The sequence below is a fragment of the Pseudomonas sp. TE3-3-F2023 genome (assembly GCF_036784815.1).
Classification (GTDB): domain Bacteria; phylum Pseudomonadota; class Gammaproteobacteria; order Pseudomonadales; family Pseudomonadaceae; genus Aquipseudomonas; species Aquipseudomonas pudica.
The window spans coordinates 4,888,575-4,909,803 of record NZ_CP145113.1; the positions used below are offsets into that span (position 1 = coordinate 4,888,575).

Genomic DNA, 21,229 nt, shown 5'->3' on the forward strand with positions numbered 1-21,229 from the left:
TCGACAGGCATTCAATTCGTTATGAGCGACCGGCACGCCGTCAGCGGCGTTCGATCGGGTCGATGATCTGCAGCGCCAGGTTGCCCTTGTGCGAACCCAGGCGCGCCTTGAACGACGGCACGCCGTTGGCGCGCAGCACCAGGTGCTCGGGCAGTTCCACCGGGATCACATCGCCGGGCTGCATGTGCAGGATGTCGCGCAGCTTCAGCTGGCGCCGGGCAACCGTGGCGGTCAGCGGCACGGCAACGTCCAGCACGTCCTCGCGCAGGGCCTTGACCCAGCGCTCGTCCTGGTCGTCCAGGTCGGACTGGAAACCAGCATCCAGCATTTCCCGCACCGGCTCGATCATCGAGTACGGCATGGTCACATGCAGGTCGCCGCCACCGCCGTCCAGCTCGATGTGGAAGGTGGATACCACCACTGCCTCGCTGGGGCCGACAATGTTGGCCATGGCCGGGTTTACCTCGGAGTTCATGTACTCGAAGGTGACCGGCATGATTGCCTGCCAGGCTTCCTTGAGGTCGACGAAACACTGGTCCAGCACCATGCGCACCACGCGCAACTCGGTGGGGGTGAACTCGCGGCCTTCGATCTTGGCGTGGCGGCCGTCGCCGCCGAAGAAGTTGTCCACCAGCTTGAACACCAGCTTGGCGTCGAGGATGAACAGCGAGGTACCGCGCAGCGGCTTGATCTTGACCAGGTTGAGGCTGGTCGGCACGTACAGCGAGTGCACGTATTCGCCGAACTTCATCACCTGCACGCCACCCACCGCCACGTCGGCGGAGCGGCGCAGCAGGTTGAACATGCTGATACGGGTATAACGGGCGAAACGCTCGTTGATCATTTCCAGGGTCGGCATGCGACCCCGCACGATACGGTCCTGACTGGTCAGGTCGTAGCTTTTGATGCTGCCAGGCTCGGATGCACTCTCGGTCTGCACCAGCCCGTCGTCGACGCCATGCAACAGGGCATCGATTTCATCCTGGGACAGCAGGTCCTGTACGGCCATTGCGGACTCCTACTGCAATACGAAATTGGTGAACAGCAACTGGTCGACGACCGGCTTGCCGACTTCCTTCTGCGCCACTTCCTGAACCACTGCGGTGGCCTTCTGGCGCAACATTTCCTGCCCCACCGGGCTGCCGGCCAGGGTGTCGAAGCCTTGCCCGGAGAACATCATCACCAGGTTGTTGCGGATCACCGGCATGTGCACCTTGAGCGCATCCAGGTCAGCCTGGCTGCGCGCTTGCAGGGTGATGCTCACCTGCATGTAGCGCTGGCGGCCGTTCTGGTTGAAGTTGACCACGAAGGCCGGGGCCAGCGCTTCGTAGATGGCCGCTGGCTTGACGTTGCTGGCTGCAGGATCGGCGGCCGGGGCCGGCTCGCTCTTGTGCATGATGAACCAGGTAGCGCCCACCGAAAGGCCGATCGCCAGCAACAGGCCAACGACTGCCAGCAGGATCAGCTTGAGTTTGCCTTTAGTGGCGGGGTCTTTGACTGCTTCGCTCTTCGCCATGCCAATAATCCGTCGTCCATCGGGGGTTCAAGGGAGGATGGCTTGGCTTGAGCAAGTGTTATGCCAGATTTCGCAGAGGATGGGTTCCAGCAGGTTTTGCGGTGCTGCCTTCTTCGCGGGCACGCCCGCTCCCACAGGCAACGCACAGGATTCGAAACCGATGAAATTCCTGTGGGAGCGGGCGCGCCCGCGAAGAGGCCGGCTCAGGCTAACGGTTATCAGGCGTAGTAATCGACCGCACTGTCGCCAACAACCACCTGCTGCTCCACAGGCCGGGCGCTATCGACTGCCTCTGCCCCACCCCGCTCGGCCCGGCGCGCCGCCACCCCGGACAGGTTGCTGCCCTGTGCCTGCCCCTGCTGCTGTTGCTGCTGCCCGCGCGACTGGTCGGCCACGTTGACGTCCGGCTGTGCCAGCCCCTGCTGGGCGAACAACTCGCGCAGGCGGTGCACCTGGCTGTCAAGGGCGTCACGCACGCCGGCGTGGCCGCTGATGAAGGTGACCTGGGTCGACTGGTCCGTCGCAACATTGACGCGAATGTCCAGGCGGCCCAGTTCCGCCGGCTCCAGCTGGATATCCGCCGATTTGAGGTTCTGGCTGGACAGGTACATGACCCGGTTGACCAGGCCCTCGGCCCAGGCGTTCTGGTTCATCGGCAACGGTTGGTGCAATGGGCTGGCATTGGCCGGCACGGCATTGGCGGTCTTGGCCGTGGCAGCCTGGGTCAGGTTGGCCAGGCGGTTGGCGAAATCGTCTACGCGTGTATCGCTGCCAGCGCTCTTGGTGTCTTTCAGGCCATCTTCGAGCAAGCCAGCAAAGGCCTTGTCGCCAGGCTCGCCCGTTTCACCCTCGGCATTCTCGACCAGATTCGCCAAGGTATTGACGGCCATCTGCCCCTCTTCGCCCTGAGCTTGCGAAGGGTCCAAGGCATGCGCCGACGTCGCTCCCTTGGCCTGGGCGCTTTGTTCCAGCGCCAGGCGCAGGGTAGGCAGGTTGGCCAAAGGGTCGGAGTCAGGGTCGAAGGCTTCCTCGGCGACCGGCTCCTCGGGCAGCTCGGCGGTGACCTGCGCCTGCGCCGTGGCGGCCTGCAACACCGGCGCCACCGCTTCGGCCTGGGCCTGGATCAGTTGTGCGCCAGGCTGGGCGTCGGTTACCTGGCCGGCCACCAGGCTGGCATCGCGCAAGCCGGTGTCGGCCTGGGCCTGGTCGTCGGCTGGCAATTGTTTGCCGTCATCGGCAACCGCGGGTTTGTCGGCAGGGTCTTTCTTGCCGCCCTGTGCCGCCTCGGGCTTGTCCTTGGGCTTGGTCTGGGCGACCTTGTCGTCCTGCCCGGCAGCCTTGTCTCGACCCTGCCTGGCCATTACCTGGCCGAAGCCGTCGCCCTTGTCGCCCGGCGCCTGCAGCGGCTTGTCGGCCTGTACGGGGGCCGAGCGCGAGGTGTTGGCAATGGCGTTGCCTTGCAACAATGGGTTGGGTGCGACAGGCATCGAGCGGTCTCCGCGCCAGAAACAAAAAAAACATCCAGCCAGAGACAGGCAAGACTCGCGCCAAGTCTTGTATCAACCCGCCAAAATGCGTTGCTGCTCACTTTGGTAGAAGCGCTGCACCTCGATGAATTCGTGGTCGATGCGGTTGATCAGGTCCTCGATGCCATACAAAGGACGCTGCCTTGCACGCTCCTCCAGTTGCTGGCACAAGCTGGCCAACGCAAACGCGCCCATGTTGCTGCTGCTGCCCTTGAAACTGTGGGCTGCGGAACCGAGCTCTTCGGCACTTTTGGCCGCGTGCAGCTGGCCCAGGCGCCGTTCGGAATCGTCGAGAAAAGTCTGCACCAACTGCAGGTAGCCATCTTCCATGACCGCACGCAGGTCACTGAGTACCTTGTGGTCAATATGCAAGTCAGTCACTTGTTCACTCCTTGATCAAGCCAGATTATGCCCGAGCCAACCCGTGGCTCACCAGACGAACTCCACATGCGCGCAACGCCCGCCCTCACTCCAGTGCGCGCTGGTAGCAAGCCGCCGCACCAGGTTCAGGCCACGCCCGCTCAGCCCCTGCTCCAGCGAGGGCCGCGACAACACCCGTTGCACATCGAACCCCGCACCACTGTCACGCACCTCGATCATCAGACGCCCACCGCCTGCATGCGGTTCAACCTGGAAATCGATGCGCACGTAACCGTCGGTCAGCACTCCAAGGCGCCGGGCGCGTTCCTGATAATAGTCGGCAAAGCCCTGCACATCACACTTGAGCTGCGAGTCCAGCCCCAATACGCCGTGCTCCAAGGCATTGGAATACAGCTCGCTGAGCACGCTGTGCAGGTTGCCGGTACGCGCGCGCAGGCCGTGAATCTCCTGCAACAACTGCACCAGGTACGGCACCGGATTGAAGCGCTTGAGGCTCTGGCCACGAACCTCGAACCCCAGCGACCAGTCCAGCGGGCTGGAGCGGCCGCTATCAGAGTAGATCATCGGCGCCGGCACCCGCTCCTCGGCGCTGAACATACGAATGTCGCACAGGCTGATGTCATCGCGCGGGCGCCCGCCAAAGCGCTCCAGGGCCTGCATCACTTCGTCGAACAACCGCACCGGGTCACGATTGTCGGCCAGCACCCTGAGCAGGCGCTGCACACCGAACAGGCGTTCCCGGTCGTCGGCGGTGTCCAGCACGCCGTCCGACAGCAACAGCAGGCGCTCGCCCGGCGCCAGCGGCAACACTTCGGTACTGTCATCGAAACGCTCGGCATCCAGGATACCCAGCGGCAGGTGTCGCGAAGTCAGCGCCGACAGCACTTGACCGTCCACTGCCAGGCGATAACCATCGGGCATGCCGCCGTTCCACACTTCCACCGAACCGCGCTGCATGCTGAGGTTGAGCAGCAGCGCACAACAGAACATGTCCACCGGCAGGATACGTTTGAGCTTGGCGTTCATCTCGCGCAGGATCTGCGCCATGCCGTAGCCCTTGGCAGTCATGCCGTAGAACACTTCGGCCAGCGGCATGGCGCCCACCGCCGCCGGCAGGCCGTGGCCGGTGAAATCGCCGAGCAGCACCCGCATGTCACCGGACGGGGTGAACGCGGCCAGCATCAGGTCGCCATTGAACAGCGCATAGGGCGATTGCAGATAGCGAATGTTGGGCGCGGCCAGGCAGCCGGAGTGGGCCACCTTGTCGAATACTGCCTTGGCCACCCGCTGCTCATTGAGCAGGTGGTGGTGGTGCCGGGCAATCTGGTCGCGCTGCTCCAGCACGGTGGCCTGCAGCCGTCGCAGGCGGTCCATGGCGCGGATCTTGGCGCCGAGGATCACCGCACTGTAGGGCTTGGCCATGAAGTCGTCGCCCCCGGCCTCCAGGCAGCGCACCAGGCCTTCCTCCTCGTTCAATGAAGTCAGGAAAATGATCGGCACCAGCGCTTCGCCCGCCAGCGCCTTGATCTGCCGTGCCGCCTCGAAGCCATCCATCACCGGCATCAACGCATCCAGCAGCACCAGTTGCGGGCGCCGCTCGATGAACAGCGCCACCGCCTGCTCGCCGTTTTCCGCGGTGAATACCTGATGGCCCTGACGGCGCACGATCTGCGCCAGCAGCAGGCGGTCGGCGGCACCGTCTTCGGCAACCAGCACGGTCAACGCCTGTTCGGCCGGCATATCGGCGCTCAACTGATATCGAAGAGTTTTTCGAAATTGGAGATGGCGAGGATCTTGCGCACGTCGGAGCTGGCATGCACCACACGCACATCCGACTCATCGCCGCCCGCATGGTCACGCAGCAACAGCAGCATGCCGAGCGCGGAACTGTCGAGGTAGGTAGTGTCCTTCAGGTCGACGACCACCGAGTCGGGCCGGCTGGGCTGGCGTTCGTAGGCATCACGAAATTCCTGGTGCTTGCCGAAATCGAAGCGCCCCTTGATCTTTATCGTCAGCTTTTTCCCGTCCTGCGAAAAATCAGTCTCGACTGCCATGCTAGCGATTCCTTCGATGATGGCGGATGCAACTCCTTACAGGTTTAGCAGGCGATGGCGGGGGTGGCAAGCATGGGGGCTGCCCGTCCCGGCCTCTTCGCGGGTAAACCCGCTCCCACAGGATCTCCGCGAATTCGAAACCTGCCCCGTAGCCGTGGGAGCGGGTTTACCCGCGAAGAGGCCAGTACAGGCTATAAGTGATTCTGCCGCGGCAGGCGTTGTGACAGCTCGTCGAGCAAGCGCTGCTCACGCTTGTCTTCGGCCCGCCGAGCTTCCTCCTGGTAGCGCTGCACCAGCTTGCGCAAGCCTTCGACACGGGCATAGGCCTGCTGCCATGTGCCGCGCGCGTTGTTGAGGTTGTTCTGGTGCCAGACCAGGCTCTGGCGCTGCTGGGTCATGGCCGTTTCCAGCTGCCCGAGGAAGCGCTGGTAATTGACCAGCCAGCTACCGTTTACCCCCTGCCCGCCACGGTTGATCCATTGCAGCTGGTAATCCTCGCGAAACCGCTCGAGCTCGGCCAGCTTGGCCTGGGCCGTGGCCACCTGCTGCTGGAACTGCCCAAGGCGCTGGGCGGCCTGGCGCTCGGCCTCTTCGGCCATGTCCACCACCGGCGCCAGGCGCGCGGCACGTCCGGGCAGCGCCATGGCCTATCAACCGCCCGCCGGGGGCGCAAAGATCGCCCCCAACTGTTCGCGGCTTTGCGCCATGTCCACGCTCTCGCGCAGGCCCTGGCGCAGAAACTCCAGCAGCTTCGATTGCAGGGCAATGGCCAGGTCGGTTTCCGGGTCGCCACCGGCCACATAGGCACCCACGCTGATCAGATCGCGGCTTTGCGACAGCCGCGACCACAATTGCTTGAACTTTTGCGCCTGGCGCAAATGGTCGGCATCGACCACCTGGGGCATGACCCGGCTGATCGAGGCCTCGATGTCGATGGCCGGGTAGTGGCCTTCCTCGGCCAGCCGCCTCGACAGCACGAAGTGGCCATCGAGCACACCACGCGCCGAGTCGGCAATCGGGTCCTGCTGGTCGTCACCCTCGGACAACACGGTATAGAACGCGGTGATCGAACCACCACCAGGCTCGCCGTTACCGGCCCGCTCCACCAGCTTGGGCAGCTTGGCGAACACCGACGGCGGGTAACCCCGGGTGGCCGGCGGCTCGCCGATGGCCAGGGCAATTTCACGCTGGGCCTGGGCGAAACGGGTCAGCGAGTCCATCAGCAACAGCACGTTCTTGCCCTTGTCGCGGAAGTACTCGGCAATACGCGTGCAATACATGGCAGCACGCAAGCGCATCAGCGGCGCATCGTCGGCGGGCGAAGCGACCACCACCGAGCGCTTGAGGCCTTCTTCACCAAGGATATGCTCGATGAACTCCTTGACCTCGCGACCCCGCTCACCGATCAGGCCGACGACGATGATCTCGGCTTCGGTGAAGCGGGTCATCATGCCCAGCAACACCGACTTGCCCACACCGGTACCGGCAAACAGGCCCAGGCGCTGGCCGCGTCCGACGGTGAGCAGGCCATTGATGCTGCGAATACCCACATCCAGCGGCTTGCTGATGGGGTCGCGATTCAACGGATTGATCACCGGGCCGTCCATCGGCACCCAGTCCTCGGCCTTCATCCCGCCCTTGCCATCCAGCGCGCGGCCGGCGCCGTCGAGCACGCGACCGAGCATGCTCATGCCCATGGGCAGGCGGCCGCTGTCATCCAGCGGCACCACCCGGGCGCCGGGGGCGATGCCGACGATGCTGCCGACCGGCATGAGGAATACCTTGGGCCCGGCAAAGCCCATGACTTCGGCCTCCACCTGCACCGGGTGGTAGCTGTCGTCGTTGATTACCAGGCAGCGGCTGCCGACTGCAGCGCGCAGGCCTTCGGCTTCCAGGGTGAGGCCGACCATGCGCAGCAGGCGGCCCTCGACGACGGGCTGGGCCGGCAGCTCGATGGCCTCGGCGTAACTGCCCAGGCGCTTGCCGAAACTGGTGCGCTCAAGATGCATCCGGGCTACCCACGGCGTGCTCTGGCAGGCTATTCAGGTCTATCGTCATGTCCGGCGCTGCCGGGTGCAGCGAATGGTCGTGCAACTGGTCGAACAGTTGTGTCACGGCTTTCTCGATGCGGGTTTCCATGGTTGCGTCGATGCGGCTGTGCGCGGTCTCGATACGGCAGCCGCCTGGTAGCAGTGCGCTGTCCTCGAGCAGCCGCCAGCTTTCCTCATGGCGTTCGCGCAGGGCCTTGACCAGCTCGAAATCCTGCGGGTTGAGGTGGATGCGGATATTGTCCGCGCCCATGGGCAGCAGCTTGAGCGCTTCGCGCAGTACCTGGGTGATCTGGCTGGAATCGCCGCGCAGTTCACGACCGATCACCTGGCGGGTCATGTGCGCCACCAGGTGGACCAGGGCCTTCTCGATCTGCGTGTCCTGCTCGGCGATCGGCTCCATCAGGTTGGTCATCAGCCGATCGAGGCTTTCCAGCTTGGTCTTCAGTGCTTCTTCGGCTTCCTGGCGGACCTTGAGCTGGGTGCTATGGAAGCCCTCGCGCTCACCGGTGGCGAAGCCTTCGTTGTAGGCCTCCTGGCGGATGGCCTCGAGTTCTTCCAGGGTCAGCGGCTGGACTTCTTCCAGCGGCACTTCCTCGACTTCTTCCTCGACTACCTCGGGTTCCGGCTCCGGTTCGGGCTCAGGCTCCGGGTCGAAGCTGGGCAGCGCCCATACGTCCACGCCCTCGAGGTCGCGGGCGCGGATCAGGTCGCTGGGGTGATGTTCTTTGGTGGACATGTTTTCAGGTACTCAACAAGCCTGTTCGACAAATGCGGGGCCCTGTGGGAGCTGGCTTGCCGGCGATCAAGGGCGAAGCCCTTGCCATACAGCAGCGGTGCCTGGGCCGGCCTCATCGCCGGCAAGCCAGCTCCCACAAGTACCGCACCAGGCCGCAAAATTCATTTGCCTGCCCTGGTGGATCAGATCATTTCCTCGGCACCCTTGCCGCCGAGCACGATCTCGCCGGCCTCGGCCATGCGGCGGGCGATGGTGAGGATTTCCTTCTGCGCCGTCTCCACGTCGCTGACCCGCACCGGCCCCTTGGCCTCCAGGTCGTCGCGCAACAGCTCCGACGCACGTTTGGACATGTTCTTGAAGATCTTGTCCTTGACCCGCTCGTCGGCGCCCTTGAGCGACACCACCAGCACGTCGGACGAGACTTCGCGCAGCAGCGCCTGGATGCCACGGTCGTCGACGTCGGCCAGGTTGTTGAAGACGAACATCAGGTCTTCGATCTGCTCCGACAGGTCGCTGTCGATTTCGCGGATCGCGTCCATCAGTGCACCTTCCACCGAGCTGTCGAGGAAGTTCATGATGTCGGCGGCGCGCTTGATGCCGCCCAAGGTGGTACGCGCCGCGTTGGAGTTGCCCGAGAACTGCTTCTCGAGGATCTGGTTCAGCTCCTTCAACGCCGCCGGCTGCACGGTGTTCAGCGACGACACGCGAAGGACGATGTCCAGGCGCACCTTGTGGTCGAAGTTGCTCAGCACTTCGCCGGCCTGGTCGGGGTCGAGGTAGGCAACCACGATGGCCTGGATCTGCGGGTGCTCGTAGCGGATCACGTCGGCAACGGCGCGCGGCTCCATCCACTTCAGGCTGTCCAGGCCGCTGGTGTTGCCACCGAGCAGGATGCGGTCGACCAGGCCGTTGGCCTTGTCCTCGCCCAGGGCCTGGTTGAGCATCTTGCGGATATAGGCATCGGAGCCCACGCCCAGGCTGGTCTGGTCGCCGACGATTTCGACGAACTCGCTCATCACCTGCTCGACCTGTTCACGGTGCACATTGCCCATCTGCGCCATGGCCACACCCACCCGCTGCACTTCCTTGGGCCCCATGTGCCGCAGCACCTGGGCGGCATCGGTCTCGCCCAGCGAAAGCAGGAGGATCGCTGCCTTGTCGACGCGGCTCAGCTTGGCGGTAACGGCTCGGTTATCACTCATCGGCGTTGATCCACTCTTTCACGACCTGGGCAACCCGGCCCGGGTCTTCGGCCACCAGGCCTTTGATTGCGTTGAGCTGTGCCTCGTAACCCTCGTTCGGGCTAGGCAGCAGAATGCTTGTCGGGCCACCCAGGCTGACGCGGTCGTTGGCCAGTTCGCCATCCAGACCCATCATGCCGCCCAGCTCCATGTCGCTATCCGAGGCAGCCTGCTTGCCGCCCCCTGTAATGTTGTTCAGTACCGGCCGCAGCACACCGAACACCAGCACCAGGATGAACACCACGCCCAGCACTTGCTTGACGATGTCCCAGAACCACGGCTGCTGGTAGAAGGCGATGTCGGCGATCTCTTCGCCACGGTCAGCGGCGAACGGTACGTTGATCACCGTCACGCTGTCGCCACGGCTGGCATCGAAGCCGACCGCGTCCTGTACCAGGCGAGTGAAGCGTGCCAGGTCCTCGGCGCCCCATGGCGCACGAGTGGCGTCGCCGGTGGCCGGGTCGATCTTGACCTGGTCGTCCACCACCACCGCCACCGACAGGCGGGTCATGCGCCCCTGCTGCTGGCGGGTGTGGCTGATGGAACGGTCCAGCTCGAAGTTCTTGGTGCTTTGCTGGCGCTTGTCCGACGGGTACGGCGCGAGCATCGGCTGGCCGGTGGCCGGGTCCATGATCTGCTGGCCGTTGGCATCCACCAGCGGCTGGCCAGGCTGGATGGCCGCGGCCGGGGTAGCGGCACCACCGGTGGTCTGCGGTGCCGAGGCCGGGCCTGGCGGCTGGTTGCTCAGCGCGCCGGGCACACCTTGCGGGCCCTGGCTGCTGGCACGTTGTTCGTCGACCGACTGCTCGCTGCGCAGCGCCGGCTGGTCTGGGTTGAACTGCTCGGAGGTGGATTCGACCGCGCTGAAGTCGAGGTCGGCGGACACTTCCGCCTTGTAGCGGTCATTGCCCAGCACCGGCTGCAGGATATTGTGCACCCGCTGGGTGAGCATGCTTTCCACCCGGCGGCTGTAGTCGAACTGTTTGCCTGCCTGAGTCAGGGCGGTGTCCTGGATCTGCTCGGACAGCAGGTTGCCCTTCTGGTCGACCACGGTGACCTGGGACTTGTCCAGTTCCGGCACGCTGGTGGCAACCAGGTTGACGATGGCCATCACCTGCCCGGCTTCCAGGGCACGGCCCGGGTACAGCTCGACCAGTACCGAAGCACTGGGCTTGCGTTCGTCACGCACGAACACCGAGCTTTTCGGGATGGCCAGGTGCACGCGCGCACCCTTGACGTTGTTCAGGCTGGACACGGTACGCGCCAGTTCGCCTTCCAGGCTGCGACGGTAACGGGTGGCTTCCATGAACTGGCTGGTGCCCAGGCCCTGCTCCTTGTCGAGCAGCTCGAAGCCGACATTGCCATCGCTCGGTGCCACGCCGGCGGCCGCCAGTTTCAGGCGCGCACGGGAGAGGTCGTCGGCCTTGACCAGCAGAGCGCCGGAATTGGGCTCGACGTTGTAAGGGATGTCGGCAGCGGCCAGGGTATCCATGACCTGCTTGGTGTCCATGCCCGCCAGGCTGCCGTACAGCGGACGGTAATCGGGTTGTTGCGACCACAGCACCACGGCAAAGCCGATCGCCACGCTGGCGGCCAGGCCGACCAGAAGGCCGATCTGACGCAGCATGGGCATCTGCGCGATGTTTTCCAGAAACGCCATGCCGAACAGCGGCGGCTTGGCCGCGGGCGGGCCGCTTTTGGCAGGGGGGTTGTCGACGACTGCTTCAGCCATGGTTTACGTCCGTCCTCAAACCGGCATCTGCATGATGTCCTGGTACGCCTGGACCAGCTTGTTGCGTACCTGGGTCAGTGCCTGCATCGACACACTGGCCTTTTGCGAAGCGATCATCACGTCGGTGAGGTCGACACCACTCTTGCCGATCTCGAACGCGTTGGCCAACTGGGTCGAAGCCTGCTGCGTCTCATGCACCTTGCCGATGGCCTGGCCGAGCATGTCGGCAAAGGTACTCTGCCCCGGTGCCAACTCGGGGGCGGCAGCCACCTTGGGCAGCGACATGGCATCGGCCTGCATGGCCCGCATGTCCAACATCAGACGATTGAATTCAACACCTTGGCTCATGACCCTTCTCTCTCCTGCGGCCGCATTTTTTTGACAGTGATGCGGCGGATAGCCAACCTAAAGCAACAAAGGTGCCAGCCTTGGCGAGCAACGCGATCCCTGTGGGAGCGGGCGTGCCCGCGAACACCGGCGCAGCCGGTGCCCGCCACCGCGTCGAATTCTTCGCGGGCACGCCCGCTCCCACACGGGGACCGCGCCAGCAGCGGTATATATTGCCCGTCAGCCGAACAGGCTGGCCTCGACGTCAAACCCGGCATCGCGCATCTGCGCCAGCTTGTAGCGCAGGGTACGCGGGCTTATCCCCAGGCGTTCGGCCGCCTCTTTGCGGCGGCCGCGCTCGGCGCGCAGGGTGTCGATGATCATCTGGTACTCATGACGACGCATGTCATCGCCCAGCCCGCCAGCCTCGGCTACCACCTCTGGCGATGGCTCGATGCCAGCTGACAATGGAATGGCGCCTGCCAGACAAAAATCCGCCGCCTCGATCACCCCTCCCTGCTGCAGGATCAGCGCCCGCTGCAGGGCGTTGTCCAGTTCGCGTACATTGCCCGGCCAGGCATACGCCTGCAGGCAGGCCCGGGCCTGGGGCGACAGCTGCACCGGGGCATGCTTCATCTTGGCCACGTGACGCGCCAAAAGGCGCTCGGCCAGTTGCAGAATGTCACCCGGGCGTTCGCGCAGCGGGCGCCAGGCCAGGGGGAACACCGACAGGCGGTAATAAAGATCCTCGCGGAAACGCCCGGCCGCCACTTCGCCAGCCAAGTCACGGTTGGTGGTGGCCAGCACGCGGATATCCAGGCTGATCGGCTTGCGCCCGCCTACGCGCTCCACCTCGCGCTCCTGCAGCACCCGCAGCAGCTTGGCCTGCAAGGCCATTGGCATTTCCGATATTTCGTCGAGCAGCAAGGTGCCACCTTCGGCCTGCTCGAACTTGCCGGCCTGGGCAGCGATGGCACCGGTAAAGGCACCCTTCTCGTGGCCGAACAGCGTGGCCTCGAGCATGTTGTCGGGGATGGCAGCACAATTGATCGCCACGAAAGGCTGCGCCGCCCGCGGCGACTGCTGGTGAATGAAGCGCGCAAGCACTTCCTTGCCGGTACCGGATTCGCCGGAAATCAGCACGGTCGAGTCACTGCGCGCCACCCGTGCGGCCAATTCCAGCAACTGTCGACTGGCCGGTTCGCAGGCCACCGGGCCTTCCTCTTCAGCCACGCGCCCGGCGGCATGCCGCTCGACCAGGCTGAGCAATGCCTTGGGCTCGAATGGCTTGACCAGATAGTCGGCGGCCCCTTGGCGCATCGCCTCGACGGCACGCTCCACCGCTGCATGCGCAGTCATGAGCAACACGGGCAATTGCGGATGCTGGCGGCGCAGCTGGGCCAGCAGTTGGTGCCCATCCATGCCTGGCATGTTCACATCGCTGACTACCAGGCTGAAGGCCTCCTCCAGCACCGCTTCCAGCGCTTCTTCGGCACTGCCCACCGCCTGGTAGGCGAAGCCGCCGATTTCCAGGGTATCGCTCAGCGCCTGGCGCAGTACGCGGTCGTCCTCGACCAGCAGCACCTTGATCGCCATCACATGCCCTCCGCCAGCTGCCCGTCGATCAACGGCAGCTCCACTCGCACACAGGTACCACGGCCAACCTTCGAGCGCAGGCGCAGCGTACCCTGGTGCGCGCGCACCACGGCCTTGACCACGGCCAGGCCCAGGCCGGTGCCAGTGGCCTTGGTGGTGAGGAACGGCTCGCCCAGGCGGCCGAGCAGCTCGGCATCGATGCCACTGCCGGCGTCGCTTACACACAGGTGCAGGCTGCGCTCGCGGCGGAACAGGTGCACCTTCAGTCGCGCCGGGCCATCGCTGGCTTGCAGCGCATTTTCGATCAGGTTGAGCAATGCACCAATCAGGGTGTCGCGGTTGCATAGCAGCTCACCCAGGTGGCTGTCGCACTGCCAGCGCACGGCGTGCCCCTGCACATGCACCTGGGCAGCCTGCTGCAGGGCCTGGAACAAGGCTTTTGGCGTGACCCGATCACTCAACGGCAGCTCGCCACGGGCGAACACCAGCATGTCGCGTACCTGGTGTTCCAGCTCGTGCAGGCGCTCCTTCAAGGTGCCGGCAAAGCGCTGGCGGGTTTCCGCGCCCAGCTCCTGTTCGGGATCAGCCAGGTGGCTGGCGTAGAGCATCGCCGCCGACAGTGGCGTGCGAATCTGGTGCGCCAGCGAAGCGACCATGCGCCCCAACGACGACAGGCGCTCGTGGCGGGCCAATTGGTCTTGCAGGCGACGGGTTTCGGTCAGGTCGTTGAGCAACACCAGCTGGCCAGGCTCGGCATCCAGCGAGCGAGTGGCAATGGACAGGCGGCGGCCATCACGTAGCGAGACTTCGTGACCGTCATCCTTGCGCGGGGCAAAGCTGCGGGCGATCACCTGGCGCCACAGCTGGCCGACCAGCGGCTCGCCGAGCAGTTCGCAGGCGGCCGGGTTGGCTTCGCGTACCAGGCCCTGGCCATCGATCACGATCACCCCGCCGGGCAGCAGGTCCAGCAGGTTCTGCAGGCGGTTGGCCAGGCGTTCCTTTTCGCTCAGTTCATCGATGCGCTGGGCGCTGACCACCGCCAGCTCGCCCTTGAGTTCGCTGACCCGGGCTTCGAGCAGGCTGTAGGACTGGCTCAGCTGGCTGGACACCTGATTGAACAGGGCGAAGGCTTGTTCGACACCCTGGCGGCTTTCCTGCTCGACCAGGGATTGCCCCTGCGGATCGGGGGCTAGGGATACGTGGGCGGCCTGGGGCATCTTGCTCTCTCGCGTGGCTGACCGTCATAAAAACGGTGTGTTGCCAAGGGTGTAGCAATAGCCGTGCCGGAGATAGGGATTTTGGCTGGCTGTGCCGGCCTCTTCGCGGGTGAACCCGCTCCCGCAGGGACCGTGCAGGCTTCAAGCCTTGCGCAGTACTGGAGATTTTGGCTCCCTGTACCGGCCTCTTCGCGGGCATGCCCGCTCCCACAGGGACCGTGCAGGCTTCAAGCCTTGCGCAGTACTGGAGATTTTGGCTCCCTGTGCCGGCCTCTTCGCGGGCTTGCCCGCTCCCACAGGGATATCACCGAATTCAAGCTGTGCATCGATCCTGTGGGAGCGGGCGTGCCCGCGAAGAGGCCGGTACAGGCAACCGACAGGCGTCAATCCTCCGCCTGTTCCTCGCCGCCCTGACGGCTCATGCCGTACTTGCGCATCTTCTCGACCAGGGTGGTGCGGCGAATACGCAAACGTTCAGCTGCGCGTGCAACGATACCGTTGGCATCGTCCAGCGCCTGCTGTATCAGGCCTTGCTCCAGGCTACCCAGGTAGTCCTTCAGGTCCAGGCCTTCAGGTGGCAACATGGCGTGGTTGCTGAAGTTCGGCGTATGGCCGTTGATCGCCACGCGCTCTTCCAGGTCGCTGCGCAGGCTGTCGACCATCTGCTCGTCTTCGTCATCGACGTAACGGAATTTCTTCGGCAGCTCGGACACGCCAATCACCCCGTACGGGTGCATGATCGCCATGCGCTCGACCAGGTTGGCCAGTTCACGCACATTGCCCGGCCAGCCATGGCGACACAGCGACATGATCGACGCGGAGTTGAAGCGGATAGAGCCGCGCTTCTCGTGCTCCATGCGCGAGATCAGCTCGTTCATCAGCAGCGGGATGTCTTCCACCCGCTCACGCAGCGGCGCCATCTCGATGGGGAACACGTTCAGGCGGTAGTACAGGTCTTCGCGGAACGTGCCCTCCTCGATCATGGTCTCGAGGTTCTTGTGGGTCGCGGCGATGATGCGCACGTCGATGCTCTGGGTCTTGTTGCTACCCACGCGCTCGAAGGTACGCTCCTGCAGTACGCGCAACAGCTTGACCTGCATCGGCAACGGCATGTCGCCGATTTCGTCGAGGAACAGTGTACCGCCGTTGGCCAGCTCGAAACGCCCGGCACGGCTGGTGATCGCCCCGGTGAAGGCGCCCTTCTCGTGGCCGAACAGTTCGCTTTCCAGCAGTTCGGCCGGGATCGCACCGCAGTTGACCGGCACGAACGGCGCTTCGCGGCGCTTGGAATGGTAGTGCAGGTTGCGCGCGACCACTTCCTTGCCGGTGCCGGACTCACCCAGGATCAGCACGCTGGCATCGGTATCGGCAACCTGCTGCATCATCTGCCGCACGTGCTGAATGGCACGGCTGGTACCGACAAGGCTGCGGAACAGGTTAGGTTCGCGCTGGCGACCACGCTCGCGCGCCTGGTCGTACATCTCGCGATAGACCTGGGCACGGTGCAGCGAATCCAGCAGCTGGCTGTAGCTTGGCGGCATTTCCAGGTTGGAAAGCACCCGGCGGCGAAGGTCTTCCGGGAACTCCGCAGAAGAAATTTCACCTAAAAGCAGAACCGGAAGGAACTCATCCCACCCAGCCACTGTCTTAACGAGCCCAAGCACACTGCCCGGGGCATTTACAGTGCCGATAAGCACGCACAGCACTTCGCGACTCGAAGACAACGGCTCGACCACCTGCTGCCAGTCCTGGCTGGAGCAAGCGAGGTTTTCTTCGCCGAGGAAGTTAAGCACCACCGCCAGGTCGCGGCGGCGTGCGCTGTCGTCGTCGATCAGCAGAATCTTGGTTTCACGCCACATGCAATAGCAACTTCCCTAGTCATATCGGCGCCCGAGGGCGTGCTCGACATCATTCCGACTGAATGGTCAGTGTTCGGACGTCTGAAATTCGAAAACAGCCACTAGTAAAGTCAAAAAAAACCAGCCAGTCAAATTAATGGCGCATGGCTTTTGGCAACGTCTGTGGTCAGGTGAACAAATGGTATACCTTTGCCGCGTTCTTCGCCTGACGGATTTTCGTCATTTCGTCCACCAAGGATTGACGTTCACCACTTGCAACATCGATTAGTTGACGATATACGGCCAACAACTGCTCAAGGCTGGCACTGACATCGGCCTCGTTGCCTTTCGCCTCGCTCACCATGTCACCGATGCGCAAGCGGCATTCCAGGTCGAGCTCGCCCACAGCCTCCCAGTTACGCTCGGCCAGTGCCGCCAGCAGCATTTCCCGAGTCTGCTCGATCCGGGCGATTACTTCGCTCATGTCATCCTCCTTTATCAGGAAGCCGACGACTGATCGCCGATTGCGTCCCAACCTTCCTTCACAGTGATCAGCAGGCGCGCGACCTCGTCGATGATGGCCGGGTCACCTGTGACGTTGGCCTCTACCAGGCGGCGGCTCATGTACATGTACAAGCTGTCCAGCTCAGCCAGGCTGTCGGCATGGTTTTCCAGGTCCAGGCCTTCACGCAGGCCGCCGATGATGTCGATGGCCTTGCCGATAAGGATGCCCCGTTGCGCGATGTCGTTGCGGGCAATGGCACCCTTGGCCTGCGCCATGCGATCAAGGCCGCCCTGCATGAGCATCTGCACCAGGCGGTGCGGGCTGGCTTCGGACGTCTGCGCTGCGCCGTTGACTTTCTGGTACTGCCGAAGGGCCAACATCGGGTTCATGGATCTGCCTCGTTGCTGCGGTAAAAAGTTGCTTGTACCTGCTGTATCGCCTGTACGTCAAAAAACTTTAGGGAAAAAGCAAAAAGCCCGGGGCATCTTGGGGACGCCGCCGGGCTTTTGGCATGTTCAGCCGATCAGGATTTCTTGGCCTGGGCGTTGATCGCTTCGAAGATCGAGGTGATCTGGTCGGCCTGGGCCTTCATCTTGCCCAGGGCGGTGTCCAGGGCCACGTACTTCTTGGTCAGCGATTCGGTCAGGGACTCGGTGCGGCGATCGAGCGCGGCCTGCTGGTTGGCCAGTTCCGAGACCGCCTTGTCAAGGTTCGACTTGCGCGTTGCAAGGCTACCATCGGTCTTGTTGTAAGGATCGATGGCCTTGTTCATGCGCTCGAAGATACCGTCGGTGCCGGTGAACAGCTCCTGCACTTCCGGGCCGAGCTTCTTGTCGTTCATCGCCGAGGTGAACTTGCTGCTGTTGAATTCGAGCGTGCCATCCTTCTGGGTGTTGATACCCAACTGGCTCAGCGTGGTCAGCTGGTCGCCGGCCCCCACCTCACTCAGCACCTTGCGCACATCACCCAGCAGAGAGCGGGTGGTCGGGTCGTTGGTGAGCGGGCCGAGCACCAGCTTGTCATCGTCATCACGGCTGGTCGACGTGAGCGAAGTGATCGCCTTCTGCAGCGTATTGTAGGCATCGACGAAGCTCTGGACCGACTTCTTCAGGCCATCGTTGTCCGCCGCAACGGTGACCGCGGTCGGCGTACCAGTGGCGACGCCGCTGGCCTTGGGGCTGACCCCGGTCAGCTCGAGGGTCATGCCGCTGATCGCGCTATCGAGGGTATTGGAGGCACTCTTGACCTTCAGACCGTCGATGGTCAGCTCGGCGTCCTGCGCCTTGGCAGTGATGAAGCCGGCGCCAGTGCCGGACATCTGCGTGGTGCCATCGATGGTCAGCTCGGGGATACCGCTCAGGGAAATGTCACTGCCGGCACCGGTGGTGGTCGAGCTGAGCACCAGGCGCGAGCCACCTTCTTCATTGACGATGTTAGCGGAAATACCGTTGGCGCTCATTTCCTTGTTGATCTGGTCACGCACGCTCTGCAGCGTGGCACCGCTGGCCACATCCAGATCATAGGTCTTGCCACCCTGGCTGATGGTCAGCTTGCCAGCCGTGATCGCACTGCTGGCACCGCCGGCGAACTGCTGGCTGGCGACTTTCGAGCTGGTGGCCAGCTTGTCCACCACGATGTCGTAGCTACCCGGCACGGCCGTGTTGCTGGACTTGATCTTGACCACCGACTCGTTGGCCGAGGTCGCTGCATAGGCGTTGAACGACGGCGCATCCTTGTTGTTGAGCGCCTTCATGGCGTCCTGGAATGCCGTGAGGGCACTGCGCAGCGAGCCGATACCCGAAATCATCGCAGTATTGTTGCTGGTTTGCCGAGTGATCTGCGCCTGCTTGGCGGATGTATCGGCCTTGACCAGCGCGGTCACGATATCGGTAATGTTGAGACCAGAACCCAGGCCTGTACTGGAAGTAATCGGGCTTGCCATGCTGTAGTCCCTCTCATCAACGCGTCAACCCGCTCCTGCGGGACTGACATGCATCACTTCATTGGTGTTCGCCGCCAATCATACCTTGGCGTCGAACAGAACACTTTTGACATCGCTCAGGCTGTGAGCGATCCGCAGGGCCTCTTCCGAGGGCAACTGGCGAATCAGTTCACCACTGTCGGTAGCGATGACTTTGACCACGATCTTGCCGGATTCTTCATCCGTGGAAAATTCCAGATTGCGCTGCGATGCCTTCAGGAACTTTTCGATCTCCGAAACGGCATGTTTGACCTTGTCGGCATCCTGCACCGCCTTGGCGTCTTTCTTGTCGTCTTCGGGTTTTACGTTTTCCGTCGACCGGGCAACCGGTTTTTCGGCAACCTGCTCGGCCGGACGTGCGGCCGGATAAGACAGGTTCAGCTTGACGCTCATGTCCATGCCCACCACCTCGCAATGAAAAGGCGGGGAAGTGCCTTACCGGCACTTCCCCGCCAGCAACCAGGCAGATTAGCCCAGCAGCTTCAGTACTGCCGATGGCAGCTGGTTGGCCTGGGCCAGAACCGAGGTGGAAGCTTGCTGCAGGGTCTGCTGCTTGGTCAGCTGGGCAGTTTCAGCAGCGAAGTCGGTGTCCTGTACGCGGCCACGGGCAGCTTCGGCGTTTTCGTTGATGTTTTGCAGGTTGTTGATGGTGCTGGTCAGACGGTTCTGCGCGGCACCCAGGTCAGCACGGTTGCTGTTGATGGTTTGCAGAGCGGCGTCGATGGCCGAAACAGCAGCGCTGAAGTTGGCTTCGGCGGTGGTGGTGTCGGAACCCTGAATGTTGATCGAGGAAGTAACGCCCAGGTCCGAAGCGGTGAACTTGGCGCTCAGGTCGATGGTGATCTGGTTGGCCGAACCGGTGTTGGAACCAACCTGGAAGGTCATGACCGAAGCCGAACCGTCCAGCAGGTTCTTGCCGTTCAGCTGGGTGCTGTTGGCGATACGGGTCAGTTCCGAAGCCATCGACTGGAATTCTTTGTCCAGAGCGACACGGTCGTTGGTGCTGTTCGAGTCGTTTCGGGACTGAACGGCCAGTTCACGCATACGCTGCAGAATGTTGGTCTGCTCTTGCATCGCGCCTTCAGCGGTCTGGGCGATGGAGATACCGTCGTTGGCGTTTTTGATAGCCATGGTCTGACCACGGATCTGCGAAGTCATGCGGGTAGCGATCTGCAGGCCGGCGGCGTCGTCTTTGGCGCTGTTGATTTTCAGGCCGGAGGACAGACGGGTCATCGAGGTGCTCAGCGCTTCGGAAGCACGGTTCAGGTTTTTCTGAACGCCCAGAGAGGTGGTGTTGGTGTTAACAGTCAAAGCCATGACGAATTCCTCGTTGGATTGGGTACTACGGCTTCCGGCCTTGGCAATTCGCCGGGTGTGGCACAGAGAACCTTCGTAATGTTTATCGTCGTCAGGGCAGTTTGCTTTAGGGCGATTTCTCACTTTTTTTGCTGGCATCCGGCCATCCCAATGAAATCAAGGGTTTGACGCCAGATTACAGGCGCACTCACTGTGCAGGAGAAAAGAAAACGCCGCCTGAAAGCGGCGGCGTCTTGAAGTCGACAAAGGGGGTCAATCGCGGCGCTCGATGATTGCCGAACCCCAGGAAAGGCCTACGCCGAAACCGCTCAGGGCAACCCGCTGGTGCTGCGAACCCAGCACATGCTTTTCCAGCAGCAACGGAATGCTCGAAGAGACGGTATTGCCGGTCTCGACCATGTCCTTGACGAACCGCTGCCTGTACTCGCCCTCCACAAAGCGCGCCGAAACCGCATCCACGATTGCCGCGCTACCTTGGTGAAGGCAATAGAGGTCGATATCGCCCGCCTTGAGGCCGCTGGCATCGAGCAACTGCTGAAGGTGCGCAGGCACCTTGACCAAGGCGAAGTTGTAGACCTGACGACCATTCATGAAGAACTTGCCGTCGGTAGTACGCAAGTGCTCAGCCCCGGCTCCGTCGCTGCCGAACAGCGACTTGCCGAGCTGCCACGCAGCGCCGTCGCCCATCCAGGTCGCAGTGGCGGCATCACCAAACAGCATGGTGGTATTGCGATCTTCGGGATCGACGATCTTCGAGTAAGGATCTGCGGTGATCAGCAGGCCGTTTTTCAGCCCGGCCGCTTCCATGAAGCCCTTCATGGCATACAGGCCATAGACATAGCCCGAGCAGCCCAGAGAAATATCGAAAGCTGCAACCTGGGTGCTCAGGCCCAGCTTGTGCTGCACGATCGCAGCGGTATGCGGCAAGCCTTCGGCGTCGCCGTTCTGGGTCACAACGATCACGACATCGATGGACGCAGGATCAAGGCCAGGGTTGGCAGAAAACAGGCTTCTTGCTGCCTCCACGCAAAGATCAGAGGTTTCCTGGGTGGCCTCCTTGCGCGGCAGGAAGGTCGAACCGATCTTGCCGAAGATGAAATCCTGGTCCTTGCCGAATTTCGCGCCCTGCGCGTAATTGTCGACGCCCTCGACAGGTACGTAACTGGCGATGCTTTTGATGCCAATCATTGTGGCTTCCCGATAGATATGGC

Annotated in this window: 21 protein-coding genes; all 21 read right to left on the minus strand. The window is 63.0% G+C overall.

Annotation, left to right across the window (positions count from 1 at the left end):
• Positions 1-40: 40 nt before the first annotated feature.
• Complete coding sequence (fliM, locus tag V3314_RS22495; protein ID WP_013973595.1) at positions 41-1,009, minus strand: flagellar motor switch protein FliM; 969 nt, start codon at positions 1,007-1,009, stop codon at positions 41-43.
• Positions 1,010-1,018: 9 nt separating this feature from the next.
• Positions 1,019-1,516, minus strand: coding sequence for a flagellar basal body-associated protein FliL (fliL, locus tag V3314_RS22500; protein ID WP_025340078.1), 498 nt, complete (start codon positions 1,514-1,516; stop codon positions 1,019-1,021).
• A 218-nt stretch (positions 1,517-1,734) separates the two neighbouring features.
• Positions 1,735-3,003, minus strand: coding sequence for a flagellar hook-length control protein FliK (locus V3314_RS22505; protein WP_046614581.1), 1,269 nt, complete (start codon positions 3,001-3,003; stop codon positions 1,735-1,737).
• A gap of 72 nt (positions 3,004-3,075) precedes the next feature.
• On the minus strand, positions 3,076-3,423 hold the full coding sequence (locus tag V3314_RS22510; RefSeq protein ID WP_046614582.1) for an Hpt domain-containing protein: 348 nt from the start codon (positions 3,421-3,423) through the stop codon (positions 3,076-3,078).
• A gap of 48 nt (positions 3,424-3,471) precedes the next feature.
• Positions 3,472-5,163: a fused response regulator/phosphatase gene (locus V3314_RS22515; RefSeq protein ID WP_046614583.1), complete on the minus strand. Its 1,692-nt coding sequence runs from the start codon at positions 5,161-5,163 to the stop codon at positions 3,472-3,474.
• Between the two features lie 8 nt (positions 5,164-5,171).
• Entirely contained in the window at positions 5,172-5,477 is a 306-nt protein-coding gene (locus V3314_RS22520) for an STAS domain-containing protein (RefSeq protein ID WP_013973600.1), read from the minus strand.
• 191 nt (positions 5,478-5,668) lie between these two features.
• Positions 5,669-6,121, minus strand: coding sequence for a flagellar export protein FliJ (gene fliJ, locus V3314_RS22525; protein WP_046614584.1), 453 nt, complete (start codon positions 6,119-6,121; stop codon positions 5,669-5,671).
• A gap of 6 nt (positions 6,122-6,127) precedes the next feature.
• Positions 6,128-7,486, minus strand: a complete 1,359-nt coding sequence (gene fliI / locus V3314_RS22530; protein ID WP_046614585.1) for a flagellar protein export ATPase FliI — start codon at positions 7,484-7,486, stop codon at positions 6,128-6,130.
• Positions 7,476-8,264, minus strand: coding sequence for a flagellar assembly protein FliH (gene fliH / locus V3314_RS22535; RefSeq protein ID WP_046614586.1), 789 nt, complete (start codon positions 8,262-8,264; stop codon positions 7,476-7,478). The genes fliI and fliH overlap by 11 nt, the downstream gene beginning before the upstream one ends.
• Before the next feature lie 182 nt (positions 8,265-8,446).
• Complete coding sequence (fliG, locus tag V3314_RS22540; RefSeq protein ID WP_003257289.1) at positions 8,447-9,466, minus strand: flagellar motor switch protein FliG; 1,020 nt, start codon at positions 9,464-9,466, stop codon at positions 8,447-8,449.
• Positions 9,459-11,237: a flagellar basal-body MS-ring/collar protein FliF gene (fliF, locus tag V3314_RS22545; protein ID WP_046614587.1), complete on the minus strand. Its 1,779-nt coding sequence runs from the start codon at positions 11,235-11,237 to the stop codon at positions 9,459-9,461. Before fliF ends, fliG begins: the two co-directional genes overlap by 8 nt.
• Positions 11,238-11,252: 15 nt before the next feature.
• Positions 11,253-11,585 (minus strand): flagellar hook-basal body complex protein FliE, encoded by a 333-nt coding sequence (gene fliE, locus V3314_RS22550; protein WP_013973606.1) that lies wholly within the window; start codon positions 11,583-11,585, stop codon positions 11,253-11,255.
• Between the two features lie 219 nt (positions 11,586-11,804).
• On the minus strand, positions 11,805-13,160 hold the full coding sequence (locus V3314_RS22555) for a sigma-54 dependent transcriptional regulator (RefSeq protein ID WP_046614588.1): 1,356 nt from the start codon (positions 13,158-13,160) through the stop codon (positions 11,805-11,807).
• Entirely contained in the window at positions 13,160-14,377 is a 1,218-nt protein-coding gene (locus V3314_RS22560; protein ID WP_230386480.1) for an ATP-binding protein, read from the minus strand. Before V3314_RS22560 ends, V3314_RS22555 begins: the two co-directional genes overlap by 1 nt.
• A 383-nt stretch (positions 14,378-14,760) precedes the next feature.
• Positions 14,761-16,236, minus strand: a complete 1,476-nt coding sequence (fleQ, locus tag V3314_RS22565) for a transcriptional regulator FleQ (protein WP_046614590.1) — start codon at positions 16,234-16,236, stop codon at positions 14,761-14,763.
• Between the two features lie 166 nt (positions 16,237-16,402).
• Positions 16,403-16,699 (minus strand): hypothetical protein, encoded by a 297-nt coding sequence (locus tag V3314_RS22570; RefSeq protein ID WP_003257286.1) that lies wholly within the window; start codon positions 16,697-16,699, stop codon positions 16,403-16,405.
• A 14-nt stretch (positions 16,700-16,713) separates the two neighbouring features.
• On the minus strand, positions 16,714-17,109 hold the full coding sequence (fliS, locus tag V3314_RS22575; RefSeq protein ID WP_046614591.1) for a flagellar export chaperone FliS: 396 nt from the start codon (positions 17,107-17,109) through the stop codon (positions 16,714-16,716).
• 134 nt (positions 17,110-17,243) lie between these two features.
• Positions 17,244-18,662, minus strand: a complete 1,419-nt coding sequence (gene fliD, locus V3314_RS22580) for a flagellar filament capping protein FliD (protein ID WP_046614592.1) — start codon at positions 18,660-18,662, stop codon at positions 17,244-17,246.
• Positions 18,663-18,740: 78 nt separating this feature from the next.
• The gene (locus V3314_RS22585) at positions 18,741-19,100 is read right to left on the minus strand and encodes a flagellar protein FlaG (RefSeq protein ID WP_015271224.1); all 360 of its coding nucleotides are present in this window, start codon (positions 19,098-19,100) and stop codon (positions 18,741-18,743) included.
• A 69-nt stretch (positions 19,101-19,169) separates the two neighbouring features.
• Positions 19,170-20,018 carry a flagellin domain-containing protein gene (locus tag V3314_RS22590; protein WP_046614593.1) on the minus strand — a complete coding sequence of 283 codons (849 nt, stop codon included), beginning with the start codon at positions 20,016-20,018 and terminating at the stop codon, positions 19,170-19,172.
• Positions 20,019-20,270: 252 nt separating this feature from the next.
• Positions 20,271-21,206 (minus strand): ketoacyl-ACP synthase III, encoded by a 936-nt coding sequence (locus tag V3314_RS22595; RefSeq protein WP_338460331.1) that lies wholly within the window; start codon positions 21,204-21,206, stop codon positions 20,271-20,273.
• Between the last annotated feature and the right edge of the window lie 23 nt (positions 21,207-21,229).